The sequence below is a fragment of the Planctomycetia bacterium genome, from assembly GCA_015200345.1.
In the GTDB taxonomy this organism is placed as follows: domain Bacteria; phylum Planctomycetota; class Phycisphaerae; order UBA1845; family UTPLA1; genus PLA3.
On the sequence record CP054187.1, the window covers coordinates 279,324 to 297,047 of the forward strand.

Below are 17,724 nucleotides of genomic sequence, written 5' to 3' on the forward strand. Positions count from 1 at the left end.
CGTTGGCCCCGGGGCGGCCCACGTTGGCGCCCGGGCGACGCGGCGCGGACGAGCCGGGCGTTTCTACGGCCTCGGCGGCCCTGTTGCGACGTGGGCCAACGGGGCGCGTCTTGGGCGAACCGGCGGCTGGGACGCCGTCGGATAGGGCGATGACAAGGAGGTCAACGTGAACATCGAACTGCGGCCGCTGGCCGCGATCAAGCCGTATGAGAAAAACCCGCGGATCAACGACGCGGCGGTAGACGCCGTCGCCGAGTCGATCCGGCGGTTCGGGTTCCGCCAGCCGATCGTGGTGGACGCCGATGGCGTCATCGTCTGCGGGCATACGCGCTATCGCGCGGCGCAGAAGCTGGGCCTGGCCGAGGTGCCGGTCCACGTGGCCACGGACCTGACGCCGGAGCAGATCCGGGCGTACCGCATCGCCGACAACAAGACCGCCGAGCTGGCGGAATGGAACCTGGAGCTCCTGCCGATCGAGCTGGCCGAGCTGAAGGACGCCGGCATCGACTGGTCGCTGCTGGGGTTCGACGCCGACGAGCTGGCCGTCATGCTCGACCCCGGCGTGAAGCCGGGGCTGACCGACCCGGACGACGTGCCCGAGCCGCCGGACGAAGCCATCACCCAGCCGGGCGACCTGTGGATTCTGCGCAACGCGGACGGCATCGAGCACCGACTGGTCTGCGGCGACAGCGCATCCGCGGCGGACGTGGACCTGCTTCTGGCCGTCGATCCCGTGAAAGCTCTTGAGTTGCCAGCCGGCTCAGACGTCAAACCGAAGCTGTTGCCGATCCACCTGATCAACACCGACCCGCCTTACAACGTCCGCGTCGAGCCGCGCAGCAACAACGCCATCGCGGCGGGCCTCTCGTCGTTCGGTACGCCCGATGCACTCACGCACCACCAGGGGTTCGACCTGGCGCGCCGCCCGGAGATCGCCAAGCCAACGCACGCCAAGCTGCGGCCCAAAGACCGGCCGCTGGCCAACGACTTCGTGAGCGACGCCGAGTTCGACCGGCTGCTGCACGCGTGGTTCGGCAACATCGCCCGCGTGCTCGCGCTCGGTCGCGGCTTTTACATCTGGGGCGGGTACGCCAACTGCGGCAACTACCCACCGGTGCTGAAGGCCTGCGAACTGTATTTCTCGCAGGCGATCATCTGGGTCAAAGAGCATCCGGTCCTGACCCGCAAGGACTTCATGGGCAACCACGAGTGGTGCTTCTACGGCTGGAAAGAGGGCGCCGCCCACCGGTACTTCGGCCCCAACAACGCGGTGGGCGTCTGGCCGACAAACCGACCCGCGTATAAACCGGGTCAAAGCCACGAGTTGCGATACTTGCCTGCCTGTGCGTCGCATGCGGACAGGCCCCAGCCCCCGCGCCGGTCCTCCCCCAAAAAAAAATCTCTACAACGCCCGAAAAACCTTGATAATTGGGGGGGGGGGGGCGGGGGTACAATGGCGGGTAGGAGCGCGCCAGGTTCATGGCCTGGCGCGAGGGCAGGAGGAGCTCTCAGCTCGCAAAACGCATCACATTATTGAGGAGTGAATTATGAAAGGCATCATGAGACTTCTGGCGGCGGTGGTGGTCTGCGCGGGCGCGGCCGGCGCGCGGGCGAGCATCGTCATCGACACCGTCCCCGTCGGCAACGCCGGCAACGCGGGGGACACGCGGTACGACGTTGGCGGTTATGGCGCGGTCGGCTACGCGTTCAACATGGGCAAATTCGAGGTGACGGCCGGTCAGTACACCGCGTTCCTCAACGCCGTGGCCGCGACGGATACCTACGGGCTGTACAACACGGACATGGGAAGCTTTCCCAACCTTGGCGCCAACATTCAGCGCAGCGGCTCGTCGGGCAGCTACACCTACAGCGTGGCGGCGGACTGGGCCAACCGGCCGGTGAACTACGTCTCCTGGGGCGACGCGGCGCGGTTCGCTAACTGGCTGCACAACGGCCAACCGACGGGGGCGCAGGGGCTGAGCACCACCGAGGACGGCTCGTACTTCCTCAACGGGGCGACGAGCAATGCGGCGCTCATGGCCGTCACGCGAAAGCCCAACGCTACCTGGGTGATTCCCAGCGAGGACGAGTGGTACAAGGCGGCGTACCACAAGAACGACGGCGTGACCGGCAACTACTGGGACTACCCGACCGGCACGAACGCGGTCCCCAACAACGGGAACCCCGGAGGCGATACCGGCAACTCGGCGAACTTCTACGATGGCGATTCCACGATCGGAGGCCCCTACTGGCGGACGAACGCGGGGTTCTTAGGGCTTTCCGACAGTCCGTACGGCACGTTCGACCAGGGCGGGAACGTGTGGGAGTGGAACGAGGCGAACCTCTTCGGTTCGTCTCGCGGGTTTCGGGGCGGATCGTTCAACGCCAACGACCTCTACCTGCACGCGTCGTACCGCAACGGCAACAACCCGACGGTCGAGTACTACAGCATCGGGTTCCGTGTCTCCGAGGTTCCTGAGCCAGGCAGCCTGGCGATGCTGGCCTTCGCAGGAGTAGGGATGCTGGTCAGGCGAAGGGGGCTGGGACGATAGCCCTTTGTCCTTTGTCTCTTTTACCCTTTATCCGGGGCGGGCGCCGGCCCGCCCCGGTCCTTCGCCGCCGAAGGCGGCGCGCGAATTTATTTTGAGCCATGCGCACGCGCCGCATCAGCGAGGATTCCCGCAACGAGCCTCCCGTTCTGCTGGTCAAGTGGTACGACGTGACGAAGTGGCTGCTGGAGCGCGTGGACAACTTCCCGAAGAACCAGCGGTTCATTTTCGGCCAGCGGATTGCCGACCGAACGTTGAACGTCCTGGAAGTGCTGGTGGAAGCGGCTTACTCCGCCCGCAAGGTGGACCTTCTGGCGCGGGCCAACCGTCACATCGAGGTGTTGCGCTGGCTGATCCGCATGGCCACCGACCGCAAGCTGCTCACGCCGCGGCAGTACGAGTATTGCTGCATGGGCCTCAACGAGTGCGGCCGGATGGTCGGGGGCTGGTGGAAACAGGCGGCGGCGAAGGAGCGAAACGCCTATGCACCGCGTGAAGAACCTCTTTGAGCAGGTCTGCTCGATGCGGAACCTCCACCTTGCGGCCAGGGAGGCCCTGCGGGGCAAGCGGACGCGCCTGCCCGGGGCGCGCTTCTTCGGCGAACAGGAAAAGGAACTGGCGGCCCTGCACGAGGAATTGTCTTCCGGGACCTATCGGCACGGCGCTGATCGCTACTTCTGGATTCACGATCCCAAGGAACGGCTGGTGGCGGCGGCGCCGTTCCGCGACCGGGTGGTCCATCACGCCATCGTGCGGGTCATCGAGCCGATTTTCGAGAAGCGATTCATCGAGGACTCCTACGCCTGCCGCACCGGCAAGGGCACGCACGCGGCCATGCGGCGGGCGCTACACTTCGCTCGCGGGCATCGCTACGCGCTGAAGTGCGACGTGTTGAAGTTCTTCCCGAGCGTCGACCAGCAGGTGCTGTTGGGCTTGGTCGGTCGCGTGATCGCCGACCGGGAGGTTCTCGAGCTGCTGGGGCGCGTGTTGGCCAGCCACGCCGACGCAGAGTTCCCCGAGTGGCGGCCGAGAGGCGGGCTGTTCGATTACGAAATCCGCCGGACGGGCCTGCCGATCGGCAACCTGACCAGCCAGTTCCTGGCGAATGTGTACCTGAATCCGCTGGACCACTTCGTCAAGCACGAGCTGCGCGTAAAGGGGTATGTCCGGTACATGGACGATTTTCTGCTGTTCGGCGACGCCCGCGCCGCGTTGAAGGGCTGCGGCGCGAGGATCAAAGACAAGTTGTCCGAGATGTGCCTGCGGATGCACCCGGACAAGTATCGTCTACTGCCGACGGACAAGGGCGTGGACTTTGCGGGGTTCGTGGTGTTCGCGGACGGGCGGGTGCGGGTCCGATCCTCGTCGGTGCGGCGCTTTGATCGGCGCTATCGCCGGATGCTGTGGGAGGTAAATCGCAAACGGCGCGTCCCTGCCGACCTGACCATGCGCGTGCGGGCTTGGGGCGCTCACGTCGCCCACGCGCAGAGCTACGGGCTGCGCGCGGACGTGCTGGGCCGCCGGAGGAAGGCTCTCTGTGGGTGACCGGGAAGCGACATCGGTTCGTATCGCGGGTTGCGGGGCGGATCGTTCAACAACAACGACAACAACCTGCACGCGTCGAACCGCAACAACAACAACCCGACGAACGAGAACAACAACATCGGGTTCCGTGTCTCCGAAGCCCCTGAAACTCAGGCGGCGCAAGCCTGCGGCCTGATCCGGGCGGGAGGACAAAGCTCGCCCGGCCGAGCCGTGCTCAGGGACCACCCGGTCGTCCGGCGTGCCCGCTGCAACCGTGCAAAGCCTTGGCCAAGCATGGGCGAAGCGGGCAGGCGAAGAAGAAGGCCCGGCCGTGGTGAGTAGCAACAGCGAAAGGCGCGGCCGGGCCGCTATTTTCGTCAGCATAATCTCCAGCCTCTCTTGGCCAGTGCGTGACGCGCGAACGCATTCTCGCCGGCGCGATCCTCGGCCTGGCCGGGCCCGGGCGCAAGATCGCCGGGTTGATGACGCTGACGGTCGTGCGCCCCGACGACCTTGCCGACCGCATCCTCGACCGCGATAAGCATCCGCAGTGGCAGGGCGAGCGGACCAAGATGGTCTACGCCTGGCCGACGAACGAGGCGCTGTGGGCGCGCTACGCCGAGCTGTGGCGCGAGGGAATGCGGGCCGATCGGGGCATCGCCGACGCGACCGAGTTCTACCGCGCCAACCGTGAGGCGATGGACGAGGGAGCTGTCGTCGCCTGGCCGCAACGGCACCATCCCGACGAGCTGTCGGCCATCCAGCACGCGGTGAATCTGAAACTGGATCGCGGCGAGGCGGCGTTCTGGGCGGAGTATCAGAACGAGCCGCTGCCCGAGGAGCAGGTCGACGATGATCTGCTGACCGCCGACCAGATCGCCGCGAAGGTCAATGGCCTGAAGCGTGGCGAGGTGCCGCTCGGCGCGACGGCGCTGACCATGTTCATCGACGTGCAGGGGAAGGCGCTGTTCTGGCTCGTGGCCGCGTGGGAGGACGACTTCACCGGCTACGTCATCGACTACGGCACGGAGCCGGAGCAGAAGGAGGCGTACTTCACCCTGCGCGACATCCGTCGCACGTTGACCAGCACCGCATCCCGCGCCGGGCTGGAAGGCGCGATCTACGCCGGGCTGGAACGCCTCTGCGACCGGACGCTCGGCCGCGAGTGGCGGCGCGACGCTGAGGGCGACCAGGGAGGAAGCCCGAAGGCGGTGGTGCGGATCGACCGCTGTTTGATTGACGCAAACTGGGGCAGCTCGTCGGACGTCGTGTATCAGTTCTGCCGGCAATCGCAGTACGCCAGCGTCGTCATGCCGTCACACGGGCGCTACGTCGGGGCGTCGTCGATCCCGTTCTCTGAATACCGTCGCAAACGCGGCGACCGCGTAGGCCTGAACTGGCGCATCCCGGTCATCACCGGCAAGCGTGCCACGCGACATGTCGTGTTCGACACGAACTACTGGAAGTCCTTCGTCCATGCCCGGCTCGCCGTCCCGATGGGCGACCCCGGCTGCCTGTCGTTGTACGGCCGCAAGCCCGAGGCGCATCGCCTGATCGCCGAGCACCTGACCGCCGAGTACCGCGTGAAGACCGAAGGGCGCGGGCGCACCGTCGACGAGTGGAAGCTGCGCGTCGCGCAAAGTCGGCGGAGCCCTTGAAGGCTTCCCGGTTCACAACCGATCGGGTATCCTGGTCCACGACTCGAACTGCACGAATTGCGGGAGAAGCGAAGGCATGGCGGTTTGCGACCCGATACCCGTGATCGACCTGTTCGCGGGACCGGGCGGGCTGGGCGAGGGCTTCAGCGCTGCCCGCTTCCGCGGCCAGCACATCTTTCGCATCGCCCTCTCGATTGAAAAAGACCCGCACGCCCACGCCACGCTCATGCTGCGGGGCTTCTTCCGCCAGTTTACGGGCCGTCGCGTTCCAGAGGCCTATTACGAACATCTGCGCGGCGAGCTGGCTCGTGATGACCTGTACGCCCGTTACCCGGCCGAGGCACAGCGTGCCGCCCAGGAGGCGTGGCACGCGGAACTCGGCGGTGCATCGGCGCCGCCGGACCTCGTGCGCCGACGGATCCGCCAATCGCTGGCCGGAGCGAAAGCGTGGGTGCTCATCGGCGGTCCGCCGTGCCAGGCCTACTCGATCGCCGGCCGGTCGCGGAACCGCGGAATACGTGGATACGCGCTCGAGCGGGACGGTCGTCATCGCCTGTACGAAGAATACCTCCGCATCGTCGCGGACCTGTGGCCACCGGTCTTTGTGATGGAGAATGTCAAGGGCCTGCTGTCAACAACGATCCGGGGTGAGCTGCTGTTTGAACGCATGTGCGATGATCTTAGTGATCCGGCCCGTACCCGGCCGCGCCAGAAGCGGCGACGGTATCGCATTCTTTCACTCGGGGAGAAGGTGGAACGGAGCCCGTTCGATGGCGACTCCGTCCAGAGCTTTGTGGTCCGTGCTGAACGCCACGGGATTCCACAAGCCCGACATCGCGTAATCCTGCTTGGAATTCGGGAGGACCTGGGGGACATAACACCGCCAGTACTGCGAAGTCAAGAAGCAGTCCCCGCCGATGCCGTCCTGCAAGGACTTCCCCGGTTGCGTAGCGGTCTGTCGAGAGCATCGGGACGTATGTCGAAGTACGCAGGCGGCCAGGACGTCTGGCTCAACGCTATAAAACGTGAGATTAACAGCAGGTGGGTTGACGGAAACCACGGAATCGACAATAGGGAAACTGTCCGTGAACTCATCCGCTCAACCATCAAAGAACTGTGTGTTCCACCGGCGGATCGAGGTGCGGAGTTCGTCCGCGGACAGGTCACCGTCAACTACGAGCCGGAATGGTTTCTGGATGACAGGATCGGTGGAGCATGTAACCACGCTTCGCGGGCACATATGGACCGTGATCTGCACCGCTACCTGTTCGCAGCGTGCTACGCGGCGGTCAATCACCGGTCGCCGCGGATGAAGGACTTCCCGCCCGATCTGCAGCCGAATCACCGCAACGTGGCTGCGGCGATCAACGGCGGTTACTTTGACGACCGTTTCCGTGTGCAGCTCAGGAACGAGCCAGCAACGACAATTACCAGCCACATCCATAAGGACGGCCATTACTACATTCACCCGGATCCGTCACAGTGCAGAAGCCTCACCGTCCGCGAAGCGGCGCGGATTCAGACATTTCCCGATAACTATTACTTCACAGGGTTGCGCTCGCAGCAGTACATTCAGGTCGGAAACGCGGTGCCTCCTCTGCTGGCGCGCCAGATCGCGGAGGTCGTGTACGGCGTGCTGCGCGGGGCCGGGATGACAGGCTGAGATGGACCGAATAACAGAGGAACGGCGGCGCTGGAACATGTCGCGGATTCGCGGCCGCGACACCGGGCCGGAGAAGGTCGTGCGGTCGCTGCTGCATCGCATGGGCTGCCGCTTCCGCCTTTACAGACGTGATCTGCCGGGTTGCCCGGATATAGTGCTCCCGAAGCACCGCAGCGTGGTCTTCGTGCATGGTTGCTTCTGGCATCGTCATGCTCGGTGCAGATTCTCTTACACGCCCAAAAGTCGCGTCGGCTTCTGGTCGGCGAAATTCGCCGAGAACGTCAGGCGCGATACCCGCGTACGGCGTGCCTTGCGAAATCTGGGTTGGCGCGTTATCATCGTATGGGAATGCCAGACGGCCAATCCGCAAGTGCTGGTGACCAAACTGGCACGGGCTTTCGAGCAAAAGGAGCGATCACGTGCGGGAACGCATCCGGTCGTTGGTGAAAAACGCCGATCGTGCTGCTGCCGCGCGATGGCTGCGGCAGACCGTCAGAACCATCGGTCCGGGGTTTCATTTTGATACGGCCCCAGGCGAGTACGTTGACGAAACAGCCACCCCGACGTTCCGACCTGCCGAGGCCCAACGTCTTGTCCGAGATCTCAAGCGTGCATCCGCCCTGCTGGGGCGCAGCGCTTTTGAGGATCTGTGCCTTCAAGCGGTTTGGAGAGGCCTCGGGCTCCGCTATGACCCCGCGCTAGCCCGGCTCGTCTCACTGGGCAGGTGACCATATTCGCGCTGACTGACCGCCCTTGAACCTGTCAAATTCATGAGGCAGCATTTCGAAGAGCTGAGACTCGTCCAGCGCATGCAGGTCGAACGTTCTGTCCAGCTGCATGATAACGTCCCCCAGTCGGCGTGCACTTCCGGTTCCCTTGCCGCCCGCTCCTCGACGCAGCGAGCCGTCTCCGTCGCAATAGAGTCGCGTTGCGGTGCCGACGATCGCCCGGCTTGTGACCAGCTGCGGGCGGGCTGCGATCTGTTCAGCCACGTCTCCCGGAGCGTGGAGGGGCTGACAGAGAACGCACATGGCCCGCTGTGAATGGTCGCTGTGCGCAGCATAGATGAGGTAGGGGCCCAGCAGCAGGTGTCGGTAGTACCGGCGGGCGCTGTCAATTCTTGGTATCCAGCGGGCCCGCTCTCCCGGACTTCGGCAGCCGTCCGGTTCAGCCGGGGAGAGCTGATCGAACCAGAACAGCGCCAGCCACGCCCACAAACCGGCGTCGCGCTCCGGCTCGCGCAGGCCGGACCCGGAGAGCCGCTGGTACAGGTACTGCGCAAGCTCGAACCGGCGCGGAAACGACCGGCGCTCCACCTCAATCCGGACCTCGAGGGCGTCGGACGTCGCCGGATCAGTCAGAAGCGACTCCGGGTACGGCTCCGTCGTTTGGGTGGTGAGCGAGTCAAGAAAAGCCTCCATGCGCCGAATGCCTTCCTCGTTCAGGCGGCGCAGTTCCATCTTTACTCCTCCTCCCTGTACCATTCCCGGAACCGTCCGGCTATCTGAGCCTTGCGGCAGAAGGCAGCGACCGCATCATCGATCCATCGTTCCACCTCACCGTCCTCGGAACGCGGTGGTGCCCCCGCCGCGCCCGGCAGCCCAGCGGCGAATCGCAGCCACTGAGTCCGCCAGTCTTCCACGTCGTCCAAGTCAGTGTGTTTCTCAACGAGCACGATATGCTTCAGAATCGAACGGAAAATCTCGGGCAGTGCGAGCGTCACGAACTCCCGCGTGCCGGGCAGCGAACGCCAGTCCGGGACGAGATGACGGCTTACCTTGAGAACCGGCGGGCCTGATTCGTCGAACTCCAGTCGCCAGACTTCGTCCCGGAAATCGCCCTGGTCGATAGCCAGAAGCGAGCGTTTCTCACGCTCCTTCACCGCACGCGGGCGAATGCCGTCCGCATGCGCGAAAATCCGCGCGGGGCGGTTTCCGCCCGCGGCGCTGGGGACCTCTACAACTTTCACACGGAACAGAACGCCCTCGGTCGACCCGAAGGCGCTCAGCCGCCGATCCGGCGGTGGCCGGAGTTCTCCGACTGTGCCGAAGTCGAACCGCTGCCAGGCTGTCTGCCGGTATGCCTCGATGAACACCCGGGCATCGGAGGGCAGCCGATACCGCGCCAGCGAAAGCGTCGCATCAACGGAAGGCACTTCGTCGCCGTTGGTCTGGATCCGGATCCCGATATCGTCGCGACGGATACGACGACGCCCTGTGTAGTTCAGTCGTCTGATCATCGCGCGGCCCCCGTCGCACCTTCGGTCAGGGGAGTGTCAGTTTCTTCGCCCTCTGGGAAGTTTACTCGGACATACAGATCGCGGTTCTGGTCAAAGCCTGTGACTTCGATCCGGAAGTCCTCGCCCGTCAGCCGCACCTGCAACTGATTGGCCGAAACCGTGACCTGCTCCGCGCTCTCCAGGACAATCTCGATCGGCGGCTCAGCGAGATCGAAGTCAGCGGGGTGATACTTCTTCAGCGGGCTCCCCCGCGTCGTGTCGTAGGCCACTCGCACGTCAAGCGCTGTCGGCAGCGGCGCAGCCCCGGGGTTGTCGCGCACGATGCGGAACCCGCCAGGAGCGTGTTCAATCCGGTACGGCTGCGGTCGGCCCTGCGGCTGTGGCGGGACAGGTCGCTCGACTTCACGGCCTTCGTCCGTGCCGCCGTCTTCCTCGGGCAGCCCTTCATCCAGCGGAGGTGTCGGAAAGAAATCGGCCAGGGTGAGCCAGTCCCGTTCCTGGCGCGCCCGGCTAAGAATGTCAAGGATCTCGGCGGGCGCGGTACTGACAAAGTTGATTACCTCTTTTCCGTTTTCATATTTGTGCCTGAAGTTTCTCGAATCCGGCGACCAATGCGTGTGAGCCGGTGTCTCCGCATCACCGAGCATCGATGAAAGGCTTTCATCGTCGATCACAACCAGTGCGTGAACGCTGTGCCCTTTTACGCGCCTTTTCCGTACCTTGGGTATGATGAGTCCGCCCCGGACGAAGACAGGCGGGTATCCCTGTCCGTCCCGGTCGAGACGGACATACACGAGAAAGTTTGAATCTCGCACGGTTCCGCGACGCTCCCGGACAACGAGAGGAATGCGGAAGACAAGCAGTTCGCTCCGCTGATAGCACCTGGCCAGCTCTTCCAAGCTGCCCTCCCGGAAGATTGAATCCGTCCATCGCGGCGGCTCGTCGGGCCGTAGCAGCGTCATGATCCGGGACTCGGGCGAGGTCTGGGCATCAATGGCAAACTGAATCAGAGATCGCAGTTCGCTTCCGAGGCCCGCACGATCCTCTTCGGCGGCGCAGCCGAGAAGCGTGTCGGGGTCGAGCCGCACAGCTCCGCCTTCCGGAGAGTTGATCGCGACGGTGAGCCTTCCGGTGAGGATCGGCCAGAAGTATTCCCGGACGACCGCCGAACGGATCGCCTCCACCGTGATCTCGTCATCAACGTACGGGAGCACGACGGACAGGCCGGGGTTATCCGGGGCACGGGCGATGCGGAAATCGCGGCGGAACTGAGCGAGCGTGCCGGCATCTTCCACCGGCAGAATAAAATCGTCCGCCTCGACCAGACCGAATCGGCCGTAGGGCTGGTATTCGTCGCCGTTGACCTTGTGCGTGAGAAGAAAACAGCGACCGATCAGGTGGGTGGCGCGATCGCTGTTTCGTACGGACAGCGCCAGAAAGCTGTTGATCCGGCTCGCACGGTTGAACACGCTCTTGCCGACGCCCCATCGTCCGCCTTCCTGGCCCGCCTTGCCGGACAGACCATTCGCCCGGAAAAACGCGAAGAAGTCATCCCGCTCATCCTCGTCCGGCGTGGTGCCGCGACGCGGATCGCCTTCGAGGCCGCGGGTGCCGAAATCCTCGACGACCGCGAAGCGGCATGCCTGCGGGCAGGGCGGGACATCGCGCAGACCGCTGCGCCGCGCCCGCAGGTGCGGCCAGAGGCCGGCGAACCAATGTCGGGCACGGTCGGTGGCCAGACCTTCGCCGGAAGACAGGTAGAATCGCACATCAACGGGGCCGCTGCCCACCCGGGCATCCAGCGAGTTCTGGATCGCCTCACGCACGAGCGATGCGGCCGGCCCCCTGCGGCGCTCATCGGGATCGGCGGCTTCGTCGAAGAACTCCCCCTGAATGGGGTCGGCGACCTCGTCGGATCGTTCGCGCCGCTTGAAGTGCCAGCCCGGATTGAACATCAGTAATCTCCCGTCACGAAGCCACTTTCGAAAAACGCATGTCAGCCCGGCTCTCCATGCCGCGACCGTAAGGGAGCGGCTTCTCCATGATCGCGCGACAGGAACGCGGGTTCGCGAATCGAACACGCCTGCTCACGCGCGCGGCGCGGATCATTCGCGCAACCGTAGGACACGAACTCCAGTCCCCACGACCAGCCTCCGCCGTCCGGCGTGGTGAGAAACCCCCGTCTGTCGAACCGCGTCCGCCACTGCTGGCCGAGGTTGCGCGCCCGCCAACCGCCCTCGACGGCGAAGGCCTCATGCCGCTTCGTCTCATACGCCGCGCGGATGCCCGACCAGGCCGCGGCGCTCTGCCCCTGCGGCACACGGCCGTCAAATGGCCCGTCATCGGCTGGCCCGGTCGCCGTGCTGGCGTTGGCCATCAATAGGGCAAGGGTCAGGGAAACAACAAAAGACCGACGAGTCGAAAGGATGCGTCCACGTCGCAAGGCAGTCCTCCGGAGAATAGAGGCGACCGTCAGGCGATGAAACGATGGATCGTCCAGGTTCACGGCGCCTGAACGGCCATCACGATAACCGAAGAGGGTGGTCGAACTCAAGCGGAAGCCCCGTCTTGACAGGAGCCGGGCACCGCGAGCCGCCGTGTCGCTACAGCGACCCATATCGCCGGACGCTGCGGATTCACACCAAGCATGTGGCCACGGACCCTTGACACGCCGCGTGCCGCTTTGCGGCATCGGTCGCAGAGCGACCGCCGGGCTTCGCCCGAAGCGGCGAGTCAAGGGCGGAGGGCTGAGACGTGACGAGCGAGAGCGATAACGGCTGGCCATTGACACGCGGCTCAGGCAAAAGGAGCGAGCCGATCTCGCGGAAAGCGCTGAATCAGCAATTCAATCGTTTTGCGGCGCGTCCGGCCGAGTTTCAAGGAACGCTCCTTTTGCCTGGCCTGATCCGGCGTCTGGAACTCCTCAAACCAAACCAGCTCCACCGGAAGGCGCGGCTTCGTCGCCCGGACTTGGCCCGCTCGGTGCAGAGCCAGACGCCGGATCAGATCGTTCGTGCTGCCGTAGTAATACCGCCCGTCATGGCAGCGCAGGATGTATGCGTAGGCGGGCATGGTCACAGATAGGAAGGCACGAACGATGCCGCGTGTCAATGGCTGGCCGGAATACAAGAAGGCTGTGCTCTGGCGACTGGACGACCTGGACAAGCGGATCAGCGCCATCGACCGCAAGCTGTGGGGCGTGATGGCCGGCGTGGTCTTTGTCGGACTGAAGGCGGTCTTTGACATCATCGTGAAGTGACGCATGAGCACGATCCTCGACATCTCCGACGCCGTGACCAGCAGCCTGAATGCCGGGCCGTTCGACCCGGCGCTGAACGCCGAGCGGCGCTATCAGCCGGCCTTCGACCTGGCGGACCTGGCGGCGCTGAAGGTCAGCGTGGTGCCCAAGTCGGTGACGATCAGCAACGCCACGCGGACGGACGGCTATTTCGACTGCGCCGTTGATATCGGCGTGCAGAAGAAGATTACGGACGACGCGGAGATTGATGCGCTGGTGAACCTTATTGAAGAAATCGCCGACCACCTGCGGCAGAAGCGTTTAGACGATGCGCCCGAGGCGGCGTTCGTCTCGATTGCCAATGAGCCGGTGTTCGCCCCCGAGCACCTGGATACTCAACGGGTGTTCACCAGCGTCCTGACCGTGACGTATCGGGTGCGGAGGTGAGCGACCGTGGCCCCGGTCTTCATCCGCTCGATCACGTTGTCGTCCACATGGCAGAAGCTGGCGGCCACGCGGACTGTGCTGACCGCCGCGATCACCACGGCCTCGACCAATGCGCAGAACGCGCAGTTCCGCGTGGATGGCGGCCCCACGGTGCTCTGGCCGGCCGGCGTGTCGGCCACGCTGATCGGCGTGGACCTGTCGCGGATCGAGGTCAAGGGCACGTCGCCGGACTCGGTGCTGGTGACCGGCGGAGTATCGCGGAATGTGATCAGGCTGCCGCCCCCGCCGGGCGGCGGCGGGTCGGACGCGTTCTTCGGGATGGGTTTCTGAGCGGGATGCGGCGATGCGCAACATCTTCATGAAGTCGTACACCATCTCGGCCAACTGGCAGAAGCTGGCCGACACGCGGACCGTGCTGGTCGCCACGCTCATCGCCAGCCCGCTGAACGCCGGGGCGCTCCAGGTGCGGGTGGATGGCGGCCCGACGTCGCTGTGGTCCAAGGGCGTGTCGGCGACGTTGTTCGGCGTGGACATCTCGCGGATCGAGGTCAAGGGCAACGCCGGCGACATGGCGCTGGTGGTGGGAACGGGATAGTCGCACGGAGGTGACGCATGGCGATCAAGCTGGGCATGGATGCCCGACTGAACTACAAGGCCGGCGGCCAGGGGGGCGGCGGGGCCTGGACGGAACTGGCCAATGTCAAGGACGTGACGCTGAGCCTCGAAACGGGCGAGGCCGACGTCACCACCCGCGCCAATTCCGGCTGGCGGGCGATTGTCGCCACGCTGAAAGAGGCATCCGTCGAGTTCGAGATGGTCTGGGACACGGCCGACGCCGGGTTCACCCGTCAGAAGCGAGTGCCGTTCACGTGGGGACGGGACGCGATTCGGGAGCGAGCGTAGATGCCCATGCCGATGAGCCCTAGGGCAAGTCCAGCCGATAGAACTTCGCTCTTAGGACTAGCGGGAGCGTAGCCCAGGTGGGCGAAGACCCTTCATGCGTCATCACGTTTCTAAGGCTCCTCGTGTCTTGCACGAGCGCAATTTCGGATGCGTCCTTTTCCGTAAAGATACCGCACTCTTCGCATGCGATGAGAAGATCAAGATTAGATTTGAGGGCGTCCGGCTTGTTCTCTCTCTCGATTGCCGTCAGCACGGCACTTCGGATTTCGCTTCGCGGTATTCCATGCCGCACGGCTTGACGGACGACCCACCCGCGATCAAGAATCTTGCTGCCTGATTTCAGATATGCGATGAGGTTGGCGGGCGGCGTTTGAAGCTGAATCTTCTCGGCAAGCGTCCTTAAGAATCGGGTTCGTGGATCGTCTTCTTTCAATGTCTCGGCGGTGCGTTGTATCCACTCCGCGAATGCCGCATCTCCCAGGGTCGCGAGCGACTCCATTGCCGGATGCAGCCGCTCGCCTTTCCATGCCTCGGCCACTTCATGGAGAAGCGCCTTGCGGCCTTTCTGGTCGGCCACGTAGACAATCAGCACACAGGCTTCGTTGACAACCGTATCATTCGCTGCGTTCCGGATGACGCGCAGGAGATAATCCTGGATTAGCGCGTTGTCCTTGGCGAGATGGATCATAGCGCGAAGCGCGATTACCCCTATGGACGGATCAACGCCATCGCGGGAAGCGATAGCCCGTAATCTGTTGGTGACAGCATTCGCCTCCGTTCCCGATCGCACGCAGTCCATGCTTGAGTTGATGTACGCGAGGTCCTCATTCGGGTCTGGACGGTCATCGCTGAACGCGATTTGAGCTTGAGACACGGTCCCTGCTGCGAACAGAAGGGCGAGACAGGCTCGGAGCGGTTGTTTGGTTCTTTCGGTGGTCATGGCGGTAGGCACCCCTGATTTAGGTTACGAATCTGCTGTTGCACCGTGGTCGGGACCTGTGCCGGCCTCTTTCCATTATAGACGCCCTGACAAGGGCCGGCGAGCAATATATCGCCACCAATGCAGAGATTCTGTGGACAAGGATTCGCGGGTGTTGCACTCGGATGTGCGGCATCCCCTAGGCGTTGTAACCAATGGCAGACAACCTCATGAGTAAGCGTCTTGCGATCCCGAATCTGGTTGGGGTCGGTCGGGTTTGTGCAACTCGTGAGGGCGAGATCGTTGATAAAGACGAAATCCGGAATGCCCATCTGGTTCGGCGGTATCGTCGCCCCCGCCAAACTGAACAAGCCCACCGAGGCCCCGCGCGTGTTGGAGCATGGCGGCACGACCACCGTCACGAAGTTCACGCGCGGCCGGCTCCGCAAGCGCCGCGTCCGAGTCAGGGCAAGGCCCTTCATGGGGCCTGCCCTCGAGAAGGAGCGCCCGAAACTGTCGAGACTCTGGGCCGGAAGCGTGCGGGGAGGGTAGGTGAGTGGCCAACACGCAGGGCATCCGCGCCGGTCGGGCGTTCATCGAACTCGGCGTGAGCGACAAGCTCACCAAGGGCCTGCGTGCTGCGCAGAAGCGGCTCGAAGCCTTCGGCGCGGGCCTGCGTTCCATCGGCACGCGAATGACCGCCCTCGGCGCGGGCATCCTCGCGCCCCTGGCCGCCAGCGCGAAGACGTTCGCCAACATGGGCGACAGTCTCGACGAGATGTCGGCGCGGACCGGCGTCAGCGTCGAAGCCCTGTCGGAGTTGGGGCTGGCCGCCGAGCTGTCCGGCGCGGACTTGGAGACGCTGTAGATCGGCCTGCGCAAGATGCAGAAGGCCATCACCGAGGCCGCCGGCGGATCGAAGAGCGCCATCGACGCCCTCGCCCAGCTCGGCCTGAACGTGCAGGACCTGGTCAATCTCTCCCCCGAGCAGCAATTCAAGCTGATCGCCGACCGGATCAGCAAGATCGAGGACCCCATGCGCAAGGCGGCGCTGGCGATGGAGATCTTCGGCAAGAGCGGCACGCGCCTGCTGCCCATGATCCAGGATGGCGCGAAGGGACTCGAGGCGTTCCAGGAACAGGCCCGGCGATTGGGCCTGACCATTTCCACCCAGACGGCCAAGGATGCGGCGCTGCTGGCAGACAGCCTGGACATCTTGTGGCGCGTCTTGAAGCAAGGCGTCTTCATCATCGGCTCGGCGCTGGCCGGGACGGTCCGCGACCTGGCCAACGCCGTCACGCGGACGGTGGTCACCATCACCAACTGGATCAAGCAGAACCGCGAGTTGGTGGTCTGGGTCGCCAAGGTTGCGGCGGTTGTCGCCGTCGCCGGCGTGACGCTGATAGCTCTGGGCTACCTCGTCTCCGGCATCGCGGCGGCATTCGGCACGCTGGCGGCAATTGCCTCAGGCGTGGCACCGTGCTGGGCGTTGTCGGCTCGGTGCTGGCGGCGATGGTGTCACCCATCGGGCTGGTCATCACCGCCGCCGTAGCCTTGGGCGGAACACTGCTGGTCGTCTCCGGCGCTGGCGCGGATGCGCTGGCGTGGCTGGGCGAGCAATTCCGTTCCCTGCGGGACACGGTCATGAAGGTCGTCGGTGGGATTGCAGACGCCCTGGCCGCCGGCGACATCGCCCTGGCCGCGCAGATCCTCTGGCTCTCGCTGAAACTCGCCTGGCAACAGGGCGTGGCGGCGCTGAACCGCGTGTGGCTGGAGGCCAAGCGGTTCTTCATCTCCACCGCGCAGAAGATGTGGTTCGGCGCGCTCGCTACAGCCGAGACCGTATTCCACGTCCTCGAGGTCGCCTGGATCGAGACGACCGCGTTCCTGTCAAAGACCTGGACCAGCTTCACGTCCGGCTTCCAGAAGGCCTGGAACACGGCCATCAACTGGACCACCAAGCGGCTGCTGGAACTGTGGGGCCTGTTCGACGAGACGCTCGACGTGGAAGCGGCCCAGCGGATGGCCGACCAGGACCTGGCCGACCTGAACGCCGAGATCGACCACCAGCGCGAGGCGGCCCTGGCCCAACGAGAGGCGCAGCGAAAGCAGCAGCGCGATCAGGCCAGTGAAGAACACGACGCCGCGCTCGCCGAGATCGGCCGGCAGCTCGACGAGGCCGAGAAGCGCCTGGCGGGCGAGACCGACGCGAAGGTTGCCGAGACGCGCCGCGCCCTGGCCGAGGCCCGGCGCCAGCTCGACGAGGCCATCGCCCAGGCGAAGAAGCGCCGCCACGAAGCGGAGCAGGCCGGCGGCCCACCGCGCCGCAGGCTGGGCGATCCGCTCGAAGGTCTCGAAGACCGTCTGGCCGGCATCGGCGATGCCCTGGCGCAGAAGATCAGCGTCACCGGCACGTTCAGCGCCGCGGCCGTGCACGGCCTGGGCACCGGCGGCGATGCGATGGAGCGCACCGCGCGGGCCACGGAACAGACCGCCCGCCACACGAAGCGCCTGGCCGAGGCCGCGTCCATCGGCGGGCTGACGTTCGCGTAGTCAAGCGTGCGGGCATGAACGGAGTCATGCG

Annotated in this window: 22 protein-coding genes; 16 read left to right on the forward strand and 6 right to left on the reverse strand. The window is 64.8% G+C overall.

Annotated features, from left to right (window positions below):
- Window positions 1–166 precede the first annotated feature (166 nt).
- The 7 genes from HRU71_01295 to vsr all read left to right on the forward strand — a co-directional run bounded on the left by HRU71_01295 (window position 167) and on the right by vsr (window position 7,917).
- Entirely contained in the window at window positions 167–1,537 is a 1,371-nt protein-coding gene (locus HRU71_01295; protein QOJ02202.1) for a ParB N-terminal domain-containing protein, read from the forward strand.
- A 10-nt stretch (window positions 1,538–1,547) separates the two neighbouring features.
- Window positions 1,548–2,552, forward strand: a complete 1,005-nt coding sequence (locus HRU71_01300; protein ID QOJ04885.1) for an SUMF1/EgtB/PvdO family nonheme iron enzyme — start codon at window positions 1,548–1,550, stop codon at window positions 2,550–2,552.
- Between the two features lie 98 nt (window positions 2,553–2,650).
- Entirely contained in the window at window positions 2,651–3,058 is a 408-nt protein-coding gene (gene avd / locus HRU71_01305) for a diversity-generating retroelement protein Avd (GenBank protein ID QOJ02203.1), read from the forward strand.
- On the forward strand, window positions 3,033–4,094 hold the full coding sequence (locus tag HRU71_01310) for an RNA-dependent DNA polymerase (GenBank protein QOJ02204.1): 1,062 nt from the start codon (window positions 3,033–3,035) through the stop codon (window positions 4,092–4,094). Before avd ends, HRU71_01310 begins: the two co-directional genes overlap by 26 nt.
- A 389-nt stretch (window positions 4,095–4,483) precedes the next feature.
- Window positions 4,484–5,731, forward strand: a complete 1,248-nt coding sequence (locus tag HRU71_01315) for a phage terminase large subunit family protein (protein ID QOJ02205.1) — start codon at window positions 4,484–4,486, stop codon at window positions 5,729–5,731.
- A gap of 76 nt (window positions 5,732–5,807) precedes the next feature.
- Entirely contained in the window at window positions 5,808–7,394 is a 1,587-nt protein-coding gene (locus HRU71_01320) for a DNA cytosine methyltransferase (GenBank protein QOJ02206.1), read from the forward strand.
- 1 nt (window position 7,395) lies between these two features.
- Window positions 7,396–7,917, forward strand: a complete 522-nt coding sequence (vsr, locus tag HRU71_01325) for a DNA mismatch endonuclease Vsr (protein ID QOJ02207.1) — start codon at window positions 7,396–7,398, stop codon at window positions 7,915–7,917.
- A 190-nt stretch (window positions 7,918–8,107) separates the two neighbouring features.
- On the opposite strand, the gene HRU71_01330 is transcribed toward vsr, so the two are convergent.
- From HRU71_01330 to HRU71_01350, 5 genes are all read right to left on the reverse strand, one after another.
- Entirely contained in the window at window positions 8,108–8,854 is a 747-nt protein-coding gene (locus HRU71_01330) for a hypothetical protein (protein ID QOJ02208.1), read from the reverse strand.
- Window positions 8,855–8,856: 2 nt separating this feature from the next.
- The gene (locus HRU71_01335; GenBank protein QOJ02209.1) at window positions 8,857–9,633 is read right to left on the reverse strand and encodes a hypothetical protein; all 777 of its coding nucleotides are present in this window, start codon (window positions 9,631–9,633) and stop codon (window positions 8,857–8,859) included.
- Window positions 9,630–11,588 (reverse strand): hypothetical protein, encoded by a 1,959-nt coding sequence (locus HRU71_01340; GenBank protein QOJ02210.1) that lies wholly within the window; start codon window positions 11,586–11,588, stop codon window positions 9,630–9,632. The genes HRU71_01335 and HRU71_01340 overlap by 4 nt, the downstream gene beginning before the upstream one ends.
- A 41-nt stretch (window positions 11,589–11,629) precedes the next feature.
- A complete protein-coding gene (locus tag HRU71_01345; GenBank protein ID QOJ02211.1) occupies window positions 11,630–12,076 on the reverse strand; it encodes a hypothetical protein in 447 nt (148 codons plus the stop codon).
- A 353-nt stretch (window positions 12,077–12,429) separates the two neighbouring features.
- Entirely contained in the window at window positions 12,430–12,705 is a 276-nt protein-coding gene (locus HRU71_01350; protein QOJ02212.1) for a GIY-YIG nuclease family protein, read from the reverse strand.
- A 25-nt stretch (window positions 12,706–12,730) separates the two neighbouring features.
- Between HRU71_01350 and HRU71_01355 the strand changes: the two genes are divergently transcribed.
- The 5 genes from HRU71_01355 to HRU71_01375 are packed head-to-tail and all read left to right on the forward strand — an operon-like array spanning window position 12,731 to window position 14,221.
- Window positions 12,731–12,892 carry a hypothetical protein gene (locus HRU71_01355; protein ID QOJ02213.1) on the forward strand — a complete coding sequence of 54 codons (162 nt, stop codon included), beginning with the start codon at window positions 12,731–12,733 and terminating at the stop codon, window positions 12,890–12,892.
- A gap of 3 nt (window positions 12,893–12,895) precedes the next feature.
- Window positions 12,896–13,318, forward strand: a complete 423-nt coding sequence (locus HRU71_01360) for a hypothetical protein (protein QOJ02214.1) — start codon at window positions 12,896–12,898, stop codon at window positions 13,316–13,318.
- A 6-nt stretch (window positions 13,319–13,324) separates the two neighbouring features.
- Window positions 13,325–13,648 carry a hypothetical protein gene (locus HRU71_01365; protein QOJ02215.1) on the forward strand — a complete coding sequence of 108 codons (324 nt, stop codon included), beginning with the start codon at window positions 13,325–13,327 and terminating at the stop codon, window positions 13,646–13,648.
- 13 nt (window positions 13,649–13,661) lie between these two features.
- The gene (locus HRU71_01370; GenBank protein ID QOJ02216.1) at window positions 13,662–13,913 is read left to right on the forward strand and encodes a hypothetical protein; all 252 of its coding nucleotides are present in this window, start codon (window positions 13,662–13,664) and stop codon (window positions 13,911–13,913) included.
- 17 nt (window positions 13,914–13,930) lie between these two features.
- Window positions 13,931–14,221, forward strand: a complete 291-nt coding sequence (locus HRU71_01375) for a hypothetical protein (protein QOJ02217.1) — start codon at window positions 13,931–13,933, stop codon at window positions 14,219–14,221.
- Between the two features lie 19 nt (window positions 14,222–14,240).
- Here the strand turns inward: HRU71_01375 and HRU71_01380 are convergent, their stop codons facing one another.
- The gene (locus HRU71_01380) at window positions 14,241–15,161 is read right to left on the reverse strand and encodes a hypothetical protein (GenBank protein QOJ02218.1); all 921 of its coding nucleotides are present in this window, start codon (window positions 15,159–15,161) and stop codon (window positions 14,241–14,243) included.
- Between the two features lie 303 nt (window positions 15,162–15,464).
- On the opposite strand from HRU71_01380, the gene HRU71_01385 reads away from it, so the two are divergent.
- Genes HRU71_01385 through HRU71_01400 form a run of 4 tightly spaced genes read left to right on the forward strand, consistent with a single transcriptional unit; the run spans window position 15,465 to window position 17,693 of the window.
- Window positions 15,465–15,692 carry a hypothetical protein gene (locus HRU71_01385; protein QOJ02219.1) on the forward strand — a complete coding sequence of 76 codons (228 nt, stop codon included), beginning with the start codon at window positions 15,465–15,467 and terminating at the stop codon, window positions 15,690–15,692.
- A gap of 4 nt (window positions 15,693–15,696) precedes the next feature.
- The gene (locus HRU71_01390) at window positions 15,697–16,008 is read left to right on the forward strand and encodes a hypothetical protein (GenBank protein ID QOJ02220.1); all 312 of its coding nucleotides are present in this window, start codon (window positions 15,697–15,699) and stop codon (window positions 16,006–16,008) included.
- A gap of 15 nt (window positions 16,009–16,023) precedes the next feature.
- Entirely contained in the window at window positions 16,024–16,692 is a 669-nt protein-coding gene (locus HRU71_01395) for a phage tail tape measure protein (GenBank protein QOJ02221.1), read from the forward strand.
- On the forward strand, window positions 16,620–17,693 hold the full coding sequence (locus HRU71_01400; GenBank protein ID QOJ02222.1) for a hypothetical protein: 1,074 nt from the start codon (window positions 16,620–16,622) through the stop codon (window positions 17,691–17,693). Before HRU71_01395 ends, HRU71_01400 begins: the two co-directional genes overlap by 73 nt.
- The last annotated feature ends 31 nt before the right edge of the window (window positions 17,694–17,724 follow it).

Coding starts and splice junctions, on each gene's coding strand:
- HRU71_01385 (QOJ02219.1), top strand. CDS start 15,465: ATGCCCATCTGGTTCGGCGGTATCGTCGCCCCCGCCAAACTGAACAAG.
- HRU71_01330 (QOJ02208.1), bottom strand. CDS start 8,854: ATGGAACTGCGCCGCCTGAACGAGGAAGGCATTCGGCGCATGGAGGCT.
- HRU71_01350 (QOJ02212.1), bottom strand. CDS start 12,705: ATGCCCGCCTACGCATACATCCTGCGCTGCCATGACGGGCGGTATTAC.
- HRU71_01380 (QOJ02218.1), bottom strand. CDS start 15,161: ATGACCACCGAAAGAACCAAACAACCGCTCCGAGCCTGTCTCGCCCTT.
- HRU71_01395 (QOJ02221.1), top strand. CDS start 16,024: ATGCAGAAGGCCATCACCGAGGCCGCCGGCGGATCGAAGAGCGCCATC.
- HRU71_01355 (QOJ02213.1), top strand. CDS start 12,731: ATGCCGCGTGTCAATGGCTGGCCGGAATACAAGAAGGCTGTGCTCTGG.
- avd (QOJ02203.1), top strand. CDS start 2,651: ATGCGCACGCGCCGCATCAGCGAGGATTCCCGCAACGAGCCTCCCGTT.
- HRU71_01340 (QOJ02210.1), bottom strand. CDS start 11,588: ATGTTCAATCCGGGCTGGCACTTCAAGCGGCGCGAACGATCCGACGAG.
- HRU71_01375 (QOJ02217.1), top strand. CDS start 13,931: ATGGCGATCAAGCTGGGCATGGATGCCCGACTGAACTACAAGGCCGGC.
- HRU71_01335 (QOJ02209.1), bottom strand. CDS start 9,633: ATGATCAGACGACTGAACTACACAGGGCGTCGTCGTATCCGTCGCGAC.
- HRU71_01360 (QOJ02214.1), top strand. CDS start 12,896: ATGAGCACGATCCTCGACATCTCCGACGCCGTGACCAGCAGCCTGAAT.
- HRU71_01310 (QOJ02204.1), top strand. CDS start 3,033: ATGCACCGCGTGAAGAACCTCTTTGAGCAGGTCTGCTCGATGCGGAAC.
- vsr (QOJ02207.1), top strand. CDS start 7,396: ATGGACCGAATAACAGAGGAACGGCGGCGCTGGAACATGTCGCGGATT.
- HRU71_01320 (QOJ02206.1), top strand. CDS start 5,808: ATGGCGGTTTGCGACCCGATACCCGTGATCGACCTGTTCGCGGGACCG.
- HRU71_01300 (QOJ04885.1), top strand. CDS start 1,548: ATGAAAGGCATCATGAGACTTCTGGCGGCGGTGGTGGTCTGCGCGGGC.
- HRU71_01370 (QOJ02216.1), top strand. CDS start 13,662: ATGCGCAACATCTTCATGAAGTCGTACACCATCTCGGCCAACTGGCAG.